Source organism: Rhizobium sp. SEMIA 4085, assembly GCF_013004495.1.
Classification (GTDB): Bacteria; Pseudomonadota; Alphaproteobacteria; order Rhizobiales; family Rhizobiaceae; genus Rhizobium; species Rhizobium gallicum.
The window spans coordinates 1-11529 of sequence record NZ_JABEPH010000191.1; the positions used below are offsets into that span (position 1 = coordinate 1).

At 58.8% G+C, this 11529-nt stretch carries 10 protein-coding genes; 9 read left to right on the forward strand and 1 reads right to left on the reverse strand.

What is annotated here, in order from left to right; translation table 11 throughout:
- From C9413_RS18915 to C9413_RS18935, 5 genes are all read left to right on the forward strand, one after another.
- On the forward strand, positions 1-885 hold an 885-nt coding region (locus C9413_RS18915), incomplete at its 5' end, for an extracellular solute-binding protein (protein WP_170250756.1).
- 153 nt (positions 886-1038) lie between these two features.
- Positions 1039-1953, forward strand: a complete 915-nt coding sequence (locus C9413_RS18920) for an ABC transporter permease (RefSeq protein ID WP_040116348.1) — start codon at positions 1039-1041, stop codon at positions 1951-1953.
- Position 1954: 1 nt separating this feature from the next.
- Positions 1955-2776 carry an ABC transporter permease gene (locus C9413_RS18925; protein WP_040116347.1) on the forward strand — a complete coding sequence of 274 codons (822 nt, stop codon included), beginning with the start codon at positions 1955-1957 and terminating at the stop codon, positions 2774-2776.
- A 1-nt stretch (position 2777) separates the two neighbouring features.
- Positions 2778-3521 (forward strand): aspartate/glutamate racemase family protein, encoded by a 744-nt coding sequence (locus C9413_RS18930; RefSeq protein ID WP_040116346.1) that lies wholly within the window; start codon positions 2778-2780, stop codon positions 3519-3521.
- 1 nt (position 3522) lies between these two features.
- Positions 3523-4134 carry a flavin reductase family protein gene (locus tag C9413_RS18935; protein WP_170250757.1) on the forward strand — a complete coding sequence of 204 codons (612 nt, stop codon included), beginning with the start codon at positions 3523-3525 and terminating at the stop codon, positions 4132-4134.
- A gap of 170 nt (positions 4135-4304) precedes the next feature.
- Here C9413_RS18935 and C9413_RS18940 read toward each other — a convergent pair whose 3' ends face one another.
- Positions 4305-6140, reverse strand: coding sequence for a potassium transporter Kup (locus C9413_RS18940; protein WP_223844168.1), 1836 nt, complete (start codon positions 6138-6140; stop codon positions 4305-4307).
- A gap of 512 nt (positions 6141-6652) precedes the next feature.
- Here C9413_RS18940 and C9413_RS18945 point away from each other — a divergent pair.
- The 4 genes from C9413_RS18945 to C9413_RS18960 all read left to right on the forward strand — a co-directional run.
- The gene (locus C9413_RS18945) at positions 6653-8173 is read left to right on the forward strand and encodes an alpha-N-arabinofuranosidase (protein WP_040116344.1); all 1521 of its coding nucleotides are present in this window, start codon (positions 6653-6655) and stop codon (positions 8171-8173) included.
- A 61-nt stretch (positions 8174-8234) separates the two neighbouring features.
- Positions 8235-9320, forward strand: coding sequence for a sn-glycerol-3-phosphate ABC transporter ATP-binding protein UgpC (gene ugpC, locus C9413_RS18950; protein ID WP_040116343.1), 1086 nt, complete (start codon positions 8235-8237; stop codon positions 9318-9320).
- Between the two features lie 141 nt (positions 9321-9461).
- Positions 9462-10730, forward strand: a complete 1269-nt coding sequence (locus C9413_RS18955) for an ABC transporter substrate-binding protein (protein WP_040116342.1) — start codon at positions 9462-9464, stop codon at positions 10728-10730.
- A gap of 102 nt (positions 10731-10832) precedes the next feature.
- A partial coding sequence (locus tag C9413_RS18960; RefSeq protein WP_170250758.1) for a sugar ABC transporter permease occupies positions 10833-11529 on the forward strand: 697 nt, incomplete at its 3' end.

The window sequence follows — 11529 nt, forward strand, 5'->3', positions numbered from 1 at the left end:
AAGCCCGCCCGCGTCATTGCGCATGGTACCGCACCGCATACGGTCGGCTTCGTCGAAGGCGCCGAATCCAAGTCCTTCGCCAAGGAGCCGACGAAGTGGATGACGATGGTTCCGACCATTTACAACGCCGACACCCTGGGCATCCGTCCGGATCTCGTCGGCCGCGAGATCACCACTTGGGCCGACATCATGGATCCGAAATTCAAGGGCAAGACCTCGATCCTGAACATCCCCTCGATCGGCATCATGGATGCGGCGATGATCATGGAAGCCATGGGCAACATCAAATATGCCGACAAGGGCAACATGACCAAGGAAGAGATCGACAAGACGATCGAATTCCTGATCAAGGCAAAGAGCGAAGGCCAGTTCCGCGCCTTCTGGAAGAGCTTCGACGAGTCGGTCAACCTGATGGCGTCGGGCGAGGTCGTCATCCAGTCCATGTGGTCGCCGGCCGTTGCCGCTGTCCGTTCCAAGGGCATTTCCTGCAAGTACCAGCCGCTCAAGGAAGGCTACCGCGCATGGGGCGGCGGTCTCGGCCTTGCCTCGCACCTCAAGGGCGCTCAGCTCGACGCCGCCTACGAGTACATCAACTGGTACACGTCCGGCTGGGTCGGCGGCTATCTCAACCGCCAGGGCTACTACTCGGCCTGCATGGAAACCGCCAAGGGCTTCATGTCAGCCGACGAATGGGGCTACTGGATCGAGGGCAAGCCGGCGCAGGGCGATATTCTCTCGCCGGAAGGCAAGGTCATGGAGAAGGCCGGCGCCGTCCGCGATGGCGGCTCCTTCGAGGCCCGCATGGGCGCTGTTGCCTGCTGGAACTCCGTCATGGACGAAGACCGCTACATGGTCCGCCGCTGGAACGAGTTCATCGCTGCATAAGCTGCTCGCCGCGTTCGTCTCCTCAACGCTCCAGACAGGTGGAGCGGACCGGAGAGGTTGCGTCAGAAACGCCCTCCTTCTGCGCGAGGGCTGGGAAGGGGTCTTTCGGATCCCTTCCAATTTGGCTTCCGCGAATGTCTAAGAGGATGGCAGATGGCAACGATTGCTTCCGCACAACCCAGTGAGAAGGCTGAGCGCGTTCGACGTGGCGGCTTTCGCGTGCCGCTGGCTGCGATTTCCTATCTCCAGGCCCTGCCGCTCTTTCTGATCCTCGGTTTGTTCTTCCTGCTGCCGATTGCGATGATCGCGGTCGTGAGCTTCTGGGATTACGACTTTGCGGGGCTCTATCCCGCCTTCCTCACCATGAATTATACCGAGACGCTCGGATCATGGGTCACCTGGAAGATCTACCTTAACACGCTCAAATTCACCGTCATCGTCTGGGCGCTGACGCTCCTCATCGGCTTTTGGGTCGCCTATTTCCTGGCTTTCCATATCCGCAAGACCTCGACGCAGATGATCCTCTTCCTTGTCTGCACCGTCCCCTTCATGACGTCGAACATCATCCGCATGATCTCGTGGATTCCGGTGCTCGGCCGCAATGGGCTCGTCAATACGACGCTGATTGAGATGGGTCTCATTCCGCAGCCGATCGAGTGGTTGCTCTATTCCGATTTCGCCGTCGTACTCGCCATGGTGCACCTTTATACGCTCTTCATGGTGACGCCGATCTTCAACACGCTGATGCGCATCGACCGCTCGCTCTTCGAGGCGGCGCGCGATGCCGGTGCCAGTGGCTGGCAAATCCTCTGGAATGTCGTCATCCCGCTTGCAAAACCCGGCATGGCGATCGGTACGATCTTCGTCGTGACCCTGGTGATGGCGGATTTTTCGACCGTGCAGGTCATGTCCGGCGGCCAGAGCGCTTCGGTCGCATTGATGATGAAAAACCAGATGTCGCTGCTGCAGTATCCGGCCGCTGCCGCCAACGCTGTCGTGCTTCTGGTCGTCGTGCTGTTGATGGTCGCCGCCATCCTGCGCGTCGTCGACATCCGCAAGGAGCTTTGAGATGAACCATGAAAAGCGAAGCGTCGAATTCTATGTGCTCGCGGCCTTTTTCGCCGTCTTTGTGGTTTTTCTCTACGGCCCGCTCTCGGCGGTGCTGATCCTGTCGTTCCAGGGGCCGGACGGTGGTCTGACCTTCCCGCTGAACGGGGTTTCGGTTCACTGGTTCTTCAACCTTTTCGAAAAGCAGGCCGTTGGCGACTTCGGCGCATCCTTCAAACGGTCCTTTACGCTCGGCCTGATGGTGATGATCGTCACCGTCGCCGTCTCGCTGCTCGCAGGTCTTGCCTTCCGCCGGAAATTCCGGGGCTCGACGGCACTGTTTTATGCGACCGTTGCGAGCCTCGTTGTTCCCTCGATCATCATTTCGCTCGGCATCGGCGTCGTCTTCCAGCAGGGCGGTCTGAAGCCTGCCTGGTATTCCTCGGCTTTCGGGGCGCACCTCACCTGGACGCTGCCGTTCGGCGTGCTGATCATGTTTGCCGTCTTCAACCGCTTCTCTCCGGCCTATGAGGAAGCGGCGCGCGATCTCGGCGCAAGCTCATGGCAGACCTTCCGGCACGTCGTTTTGCCGATGATCCTGCCGAGCCTGATCGGCGTCGGCCTGTTCGGCTTCACGCTCTCCTATGACGAATTCGCCCGCACGCTGATGACGTCGGGCACCTACAACACCCTGCCGCTCGAAATCTACGGCATGACGACGAATGTCACGACGCCCGTGCTTTATGCACTCGGAACGGTGACGACGCTCTTCTCCTTCACCATTATCCTCGTCGCGCTCGGCATCATGATGATGCTCAGCCGGCGGCAGGCAAAGATCAAATGACATGCGCATATTGCTGGTAAACCCCAACACGACGGCCTCGATGACGGAAAAGGCTGCTATCGCCGCACGCGCCGTCGCTGCAACGGGAACGGACATCATCGCTGCCACGTCCCCGATGGGACCGGTTTCGATCGAAGGCCATTATGACGGGGCGCTGGCAATCCCGGGACTGCTGATGGAGCTGAAGGAGCGCCAGGGGGCCGGCTATGACGCGGCGGTCGTCGCCTGCTTCGACGACACCGGCCTTGATGCGGCGCGCGCCTTTGCCGACGTGCCGGTGCTCGGCCTTTGCGAATCTGCGGTAGCGACGGCCGGCTTCCTGGCGCAACGCTTCACGGTCGTTACAACGCTGGAACGCTCCCGCGTGCTCATCGACAATCTTGTCCGCCGCTACGGCATGGGCGGCCGGGCGAAGGTAAGGGCGTGCGACATCCCGGTGCTCGAACTCGAAAACGAGGCCTCTGGTGCCATCGGAAAGCTTCGGGCTGAAATCGAAAAGGCCCTTTCCGAGGATGGTGCAGAAGCAATCGTGCTCGGCTGTGCGGGCATGACCGATCTCGCGCGTGATTTGCAGGAGATCTATGGTGTTCCGGTCGTCGATGGCGTTGCCGCGGCCGTGAAGCAGGCCGAAGCGCTGGTATCGCTCGGGCTTTCGACCAGCAAGCGCGGCTCCTATGCCTCGCCGCTTCCCAAGGCCTTCACGGGCGCGATGAGCAGATTTGCGCCGATGGGGACGCCAAGCTGAGATGAGCATCTCCTTCGACTTTACGGCATTGAGCGCGCGCGAGCGCTACAAGCTGATGATCGGCACGATCATTCCGCGTCCGATCGCGCTGGTGACGACGGTGGATGAGGATGGCCGCATCAATGCCGCACCCTTTTCCTTCTTCAATTGCCTTTCGGCCGATCCGCCGATCCTGGCGCTGGGCGTCGAGAACCATCCGGACATGTCCTTCAAGGATACCGCCCGCAATATCCGCATGACCGAGGTTTTCACCGTCAATATCGTCTCGTTTTCAATCGCCGAGGCGATGCATGTCTGCGGAGCGAAGTATCCGCGCGGTGTCGACGAACTGAAGGAGGCGGGTCTGACGGCCATGCCCGGAGAAAAGGTCGGTTCGCCGTGGATTGCGGAGGCTCCTGCCGCCTTCGAATGCCGCAGGCATGTGACGCTGGAGCTTGGCAAGTCGCGCCAGGTTATCCTCGGTGAAATCGTCTTTGCGCACTATCGTGACGGGGTTGTCGATCCGGAGCGTTTTCATGTTGAACCGGGAGCAGTCGATGCGATCGCCCGCCTTGGCGGCGACCTCTGCTCCACCGTCCGCGACCGCTTCGAGATGCTGACGCCGAAGCTTTAGAGCGCCGGTCATTTTGCCAGAAGCAAGCCCTGCTCGTATCTCAAGACTCTGGCGGCAATCTGGAACCGCCCATTGCGGGATAAAGCCGAAAACAAGTCCGACCATTGCCGCTGACGGCTCTTTGATGTCGACCGGGCGAACTGTCTGACGTTATTCGCCTTTGTAGCCAATCATATCGTCACCTGGATGCCGAGTTCGACGACACGCCCGGTCGGCAGCCGGAAATACTCGGTTGCGTTGCTGGCATTGTGCGCGAGTGCGATGAACACCCGATCCTGCCACAGCGGCATGCCGCCTTTCTCGGACGGCAAGATCGTCCTGCGCGACAGGAAAAAGGTCGTCGACATGATATCGAATTTCAGGCCGAGCTTGCGCGCCAGGATAAGGGCGCGGGGAATGTTGGGGGTCTCCATATAACCAAAGGTGATGACGATGCGGCTGAAAAGGGGATGCAGGCCCTCAAGGAAGATTTTCTCGTCATCGGCAACATAAGGTGACGGGGACGTGAGAACGCTGAGGATGATATTGTGCTCGTGCAGCACCTTGTAGTGCTTCATGCTATGCAAGAGAGCAGTAGGCGCACCTTCGACGTCACTTGTCAGAAACACTGCAGTTCCCGGCACGGTTGATGGCCTTTTTCTTGTCAGATTGTCAATGATCATCGTGAGGGGGACCTCGTCTGCCCTCGTTCTAATTGTCAGCAAGCGACGCCCGGAAATCCAGGTTTGCATCAAGAACGCGGCGGTGAGGGCCACGGCGACGGGAACCCAGCCGCCTTGTCCGAACTTTGCGACGTTGGCGACGAAGAAGCTGGTGTCGATCAAGATCAGCGGAGCGATTACCATTAATGCAAGTGTCCGTCGCCATCTCCAGACGCGTCGCGCGACGACGAAAAGCAAAATAGCGGTAATGAGCATCTCACCGGTGACGGCGATGCCGTAGGCGGCGGACAGACCGCTGGAATTTCGAAATGTGATCACCAATGCGATGACGGCGACGAACAACAAGGCATTGATCTGGGGCATGTAGATCTGTCCGGCCTGAGTTTCCGAGGTATGGCGGATGCTGAAGCGCGGCAGAAGATTGAGATGCATCGCTTGGCGAATAAGGGAATATGCCCCCGATATGACCGCTTGGCTGGCAATGACGGTTGCAGCGGTGGCGAGAACGACCACAGGAAACTGCGCCCATTCGGGCTGCATTGCAAAAAAAGGATGTTCGATGTCCTCAGGATGGCTGAGGACATATGCGCCCTGACCGAAATAGTTCAAAAGCAGGCTTGGAAACACCAGCGCGAACCAGGCAAAGACGATCGGCTTGCGCCCGAAATGCCCAAGATCCACATAGAGCGCCTCTGCGCCGGTTACCGCCAGGAACACTGCACCCAGAACCGGCACCGAAATTCCAGCATGCGTGCCGAGAAATTGTATGGCGTGAAGTGGATTGATGGCCGAGAGGATCAAGGGCTGTTGGAGGATGTGCGCAAGGCCGGAGACGCCAAGGGTCAAAAACCATAATGCGGTGACGGGACCGAATACCGATGCGACACCGCCGGTCCCGAACCGTTGAACGAGAAACAGTACCGTTATGATGGCAACCGTGGTCGGGACGACCCAATGCGAAAGCTGTGGGGCGACCACCTCGAGGCCCTCGACGGCCGATAATACCGATATCGCAGGCGTTATTATTGCATCGCCCAGAAACAGCGACGCGCCGACAATGCCAAGCACAAGGACCCAAACCGGCCTGCCTTCAAGGCTCTCTCGAGCGAGCGACATCAGTGAAAGTGTGCCGCCTTCTCCTTTGTTGTCGGCTTTCAAGACGAAGCCGACGTATTTGATGGCGACGATGGCGGTCAATGCCCAGACGATCAGGGAAAGCAAACCGAGAATTTGCTTGCCATCGACCATTCCTGACACCTGACCGGAGACCGTCAGGGCTTCGCGGAATGCATAAATCGGGCTTGTGCCGATATCGCCGTAGACGACGCCGAGGGCTCCGAGCACGAGGAGGGGAAAATTCGCCGGTCGGTGATCGTTTCCGGCTTGGGGTCCGTTCCCGGGTGGCTTCGTCGAGGTCACGGTTATTTCCTGGTTGACGATCGCTGTTCCATAGCCGCCGACACGCCGCCGTCCCGCCGCCAAAGAAGTCCTCGAAGAGGAAACGACGCGAACGTGAAAAGAGATCCTTCCCTCGGATTGTCCTGGTGACGGTTCACCCGATCTGGCGCTCATAATCGCAGCTTCTGCGGTCAATGTCACGCCAGGGCAGCGATCCTCCAAGTGGATCAAGGCCGGTCGATGACGACCGAATGCGAAGCTCAAATGCGCAGGTGGCCAGGATAAAGCAAGGCACAACACATACTGGAATCAGCGTTAAGGATCACGCCAAATACCTGCGCCCATCGCACACGACCGCCATATGAAACTGATTTTTTGATATAAAACAAAATACTTGAAATAAAAAATTTCCGAGTCTAGCTTGCGGAAAAATCAAATTCAATGAACGAGGAAGATTCATGCGGGCAAAAGCCACCCTCAACCGGGAATTCACGATTTCGACCGTCGACAAGCGGGTCTACGGCTCCTTCCTTGAGCACATGGGCCGCGCCGTTTACACCGGGATCTACGAACCGGGCCATGCGAAGGCGGACAAGGACGGCTTTCGAACCGATGTTCTTGATATGGTGCGCGATCTCGACATGCCGATCGTGCGTTATCCGGGTGGCAATTTCGTCTCGGCCTATCATTGGGAAGACGGTATCGGCCCGCGGGACCAGCGTCCCACCCGGCTTGATCTTGCGTGGCGAACACGTGAAACGAACCAAGTGGGCATCAACGAATTCGCCGACTGGTCGAAGCTTGCCAACACCGAGATGATGCTTGCCATGAACCTCGGCTCGCGCGGCCTGAACGATGCCCGCAACTTCCTCGAATATTGCAATCATCCGGGCGGAACCTACTGGAGCGACCTGCGCGCCAAGCACGGTTACAAGAACCCGCACAATGTCCGTATCTGGTGCCTCGGAAACGAGATGGACGGTCCCTGGCAGGTCGGCCACAAGAGTGCTGCCGAGTACGGCCACCTCGCCAACGAAGTCAGCAAGGCCTTCAAATATTTCGACAAGACCCTGGAGACGGTTGTCTGCGGCTCGTCCAACGACAAGATGAAGAGTTATCCCGAATGGGAGGCGACGGTTCTCGATGCGAGCTATGACAGCGTCGACTACATTTCGCTGCACAAGTACTTCGGCAACGAAGAAAACGACACGCTGAACTATTATGCCAAGGCGATCGAGCTCGATCGCTACATCGTCACCATCGGCGGCGTCATCGACTACATCAAGGCGAAGAAGCGGTCGAAGCGCGACGTGAAGATCTGCTTCGACGAATGGAACGTCTGGTATCACGACCGCAAGGAAGACGGTGAGCGTATCGCGAGCTGGGATTGGCCGGAAGCGCCGCCGCTCCTCGAAGAACTCTATAATCTCGAGGATGCGATTTTCGTCGCTTCGCTGATCAATGTCTTCATCCGCCGCTCCGACCGGGTCAAGATCGCCTGCATGGCGCAGCTCGTCAATGTGATTGCGCCGATCCTCACCAAGGCCGGCGGTCCGGCATGGCGCCAGTCGATTTATTATCCGCTGCAATTTGCCTCGAAATACGGTCGCGGCACCGCGCTGACGGTGTCGTCATCCGGCCCGACTTACGACTGCGAGGTCGCGCAGGACGTGCCCTATCTCGATCTGTCGGCGGTGCTGCACGACGATGGCAAGACCATAGCGCTCTTTGCGATCAACCGCAGCCTCGACGAGGCGATGGACCTCAGCGTCGACCTGCAAGGCTTTAAGGGTCTCAAGATCGTGCAGCATCACGTCATGACGGGCGAGGATCTGAAAGCCAGGAACGCGGTCGAGAACCAGGAGCGCATCGTCCCAAGGCCGGGCACAGGTCTTTCCATCACCGACGAGGGTGCGCTCATCGGGGCCCTGCCGGCAAAATCCTATCATTTCATTCTGCTGTCTGTCGCTTCGGCGTGAACTGATTGCCATCGGGGCGGCGCAGGAGCCGCTCCGATGAAAACGACAATCGGGAGGATGCATGTCTGGTATCAAGCTGACGAATGTCAGCAAGTCGTTCGGCTCGTTCAAGGTCATTCATGGCGTCGATATCGAGATCGAACAGAGCGAGTTCGCGGTTTTTGTCGGTCCCTCGGGCTGCGGAAAGTCGACGTTGCTCAGAATGATTGCAGGGCTGGAGGAGACGAGCGGCGGACAAATCCGCATCGAAAACGACGACGTGACGCACAGGGAAGCCTCCAAGCGCGGCGTGGCGATGGTCTTCCAGTCCTATGCGCTTTATCCGCATCTGTCCGTTTTCGAAAACATGGCGTTCAGCCTGTCGATCGCTCGTCGGCCGAAAGCGGAGATCCGGCAGAAGGTCAAGGCGGCGGCGGACATTCTGCGTCTCGGTGACTATCTGGATCACAAGCCAAGCCAGCTTTCCGGCGGCCAGCGCCAGCGCGTGGCGATCGGCCGGGCGATCGTGCGCGAGCCGCGCGTCTTCCTTTTTGATGAGCCGCTGTCCAATCTTGACGCCGAATTGCGCGTAAAGATGCGCATGGAGATCGCCCGCCTGCACCGGCAAATCGGCGCGACCATGGTCTATGTCACGCATGACCAGGTCGAGGCGATGACGCTTGCCGACAAGATCGTCGTGCTGAAAGGAGGCGTCGTCCAGCAGGTCGGCGCGCCGCTTGAGCTCTATCGCGATCCGCAAAACATGTTCGTCGCAGGCTTCATCGGCTCGCCGGGTATGAACTTTCTGAAGGCAAAAGTCGTAAACGCGGGGCAAGGCTTTTTGCGGGTCGAGCTTGAAGACGCGCCCGGCCAGCCGTTCGATCTGCCGACGCGTACGGGTGTTGCTGCCGGCACCTGCGTTTATGTCGGCGTCCGTCCGGAGCATATCGGGCTCGGGGCGGGCGAAGGCACTGTGACGCTTGCGGCCGTGGCCGAGTTCACCGAGGAGCTCGGCGGCACCGGCTATCTGCACATACTGACTGCGAGTGGCGCGGAAATGACGGTCGAGTGCCGAGACAGCCGCCCGCAGCCCAAGGAAAAGATCAGCCTCTCTTTGAGGGTGCCCGAAATGCTGGCCTTCGACAGCGAAGGCAGGAGGCTCAGCTGATAGCCGCAATTCGGGTGCCTGAGCCCGGATTTCGGAAGTGAATGCAAGATGAGGATGCGGGCCTTGGAGGAGGTCTGCGGCCAAGACCGTTCCGTACCGCGGGATGGTCACAACCCATGAATTTATCGAGGAGGACCCGACATGAAAAGACTATTGAAACTGGCCGTTTCGGCGGCAATCGCATTGCTGCCTTCGGCAGCGGCATTCGCACAGACGGATATTACCTGGTGGGATTTCTTAAGCGGAGGTGACGGTATCCGCATGAAGGCGCTCATCAAGGAGTTCAACGATACCCACCCGGACATCAAGATCAACGCGACGACGCTTGAATGGGGCGTTCCCTTCTATACCAAGGTGCAGACGTCGGCAGCCGTCGGCCAGCAGCCCGACATCATGACCTATCATATGTCGCGTTATCCGCTCGCCGTCCCGACCGGCATCCTGCGGCCCTTCTCGGAGGAAGAGCTCGCTTCGGCCGGTATCAAGAAGGAAAACTACGTCGATGCTGCCTGGAAGCAGGCGACGTTTGACAACAAGGTCTATGGCATTCCCTTCGACGTTCATTCGATCGTCCTTTACTACAACAAGACCATTTTGAAAGAGGCCGGGCTGCTGGGCGACGACGGTCTGCCCAAGGGTCTCGAAGGGCTCGACAATTTCAATGCCGCGCTCGAGAAGATCAAGGCAACCGGCAAGGTCGAGTATCCGTTGTCGCTGCATACCGACGAAGGCGGTTCGATGTGGCGCGTCTTTTATACCCTGCTTTCACAGCAGGGCGCGAAGTTCATCGACGCAGACGAGATCCTGCCCGGCGATGCCGGCGTCAAGGCGCTGCAGACCATGGCGCACTGGGTCTCCACCGGCTATTCGCCGAAACTGATTTCCTATGAAGCCTCGATTGCGCTTTTCACCTCCGGCAAGGCCGCCATGCATATCAACGGCGTCTGGGAGGTGCCGACCATGGTCGACCTGCAGAAGAACGGCAATCTCGGTTTCGAATGGGGTGCCATCGAAATCCCGAACCTCATGGGTACGCAGGCGACCTGGGCGGACTCGCACTCCTTCGCGATCCCGAACAGCGATTCCAGGCCGATCGCTCCGGAGAAGGTGAAGATCGTACTCGAGATCATCAACTGGATGAACGAGCACAGCATCTCCTGGGCGAGCGCGGGTCACATTCCGGCCTATAAGCCCGTGACCGACAGCAAGGAATTCAAGGAAATGCAGCCGAATGCAACCTATGCGAAGCTCGCAGACACGGCTGTCTTCGATCCGGTCTCCAAACTCGCAGGCGTCGCAGGCCCGATCTACGAAGCGACGCAGAACTTCGTGGTTCCGGCATTGAACGGGCAGCTCGAACCGGAAGACGCGATCGAGCAGATGCGCGAAGAACTGCAGAGCCAGATGTGAGAATTCGCCGGCCGGAGCGACCCTCCGGCCGGCGTTTGCGCTTGAAGGAGATGCTTAGTGTTCAGCAGCGAAAGACGAGGCAAGACGCTGACGGCGATCATCATGATCGCCCCGTTTCTGACCGCCTATCTGGTCGTGTTTGCCTACCCGGTCTACAAGATGTTTGCCTTGAGCTTCACCGACGCGCCACTGATCGGCGTGGGGCAGTGGGTTGGCTTCGGCAACTATGTGAAGCTTTTCGGCCAGAAGCTCTTCTATACGTCCGTATGGAACACCGGCTATTTCGTCTTGTTGACCGTCATTCCGAATACGCTGATCGGCCTTGGTCTGGCGCTGATGGTCGTGCGGCTGAAGGGCTGGCTGCAGAGCCTGATACTCGTGCTTTTCTTCATTCCCTATATCCTGCCGGTTTCTGTCGTGACCCAGATATGGCAATGGGTGCTCGACCAGCAGTTCGGCATCGCGCAGTACATCATCGAATTCTTCACCGGCAAGCGCATCAGTGTTTTCCGAGATCCCGGCTGGGCCATGCCGATGGTGGCCCTCGTCACGGTCTGGTGGACGAACGGCTTCAACCTTTTGCTTTTCATCGCCGGCCTGCGCAATATTCCGCAGGATTATTATGAGGCTGCGATGCTCGACGGTGCGACGCGCCTCCAGTGCTTCCGCCGCATCACCTGGCCGCTGATCTGGCCGGTCACGGCGCTCGTTCTCACGCTCCAGCTCATCCTGCAGCTGAAGATCTTCGACCAGGTCTATCTGATGACCGAAGGCGGACCGTTCAATTCGACCTACGTGC

Excerpts from the sequence above, each read along its gene's own strand:
- C9413_RS18920 (WP_040116348.1), top strand. The coding sequence starts at position 1,039 with ATGGCAACGATTGCTTCCGCACAACCCAGTGAGAAGGCTGAGCGCGTT.
- C9413_RS18925 (WP_040116347.1), top strand. The coding sequence starts at position 1,955 with ATGAACCATGAAAAGCGAAGCGTCGAATTCTATGTGCTCGCGGCCTTT.
- C9413_RS18930 (WP_040116346.1), top strand. The coding sequence starts at position 2,778 with ATGCGCATATTGCTGGTAAACCCCAACACGACGGCCTCGATGACGGAA.
- C9413_RS18935 (WP_170250757.1), top strand. The coding sequence starts at position 3,523 with ATGAGCATCTCCTTCGACTTTACGGCATTGAGCGCGCGCGAGCGCTAC.
- C9413_RS18945 (WP_040116344.1), top strand. The coding sequence starts at position 6,653 with ATGCGGGCAAAAGCCACCCTCAACCGGGAATTCACGATTTCGACCGTC.
- ugpC (WP_040116343.1), top strand. The coding sequence starts at position 8,235 with ATGTCTGGTATCAAGCTGACGAATGTCAGCAAGTCGTTCGGCTCGTTC.
- C9413_RS18955 (WP_040116342.1), top strand. The coding sequence starts at position 9,462 with ATGAAAAGACTATTGAAACTGGCCGTTTCGGCGGCAATCGCATTGCTG.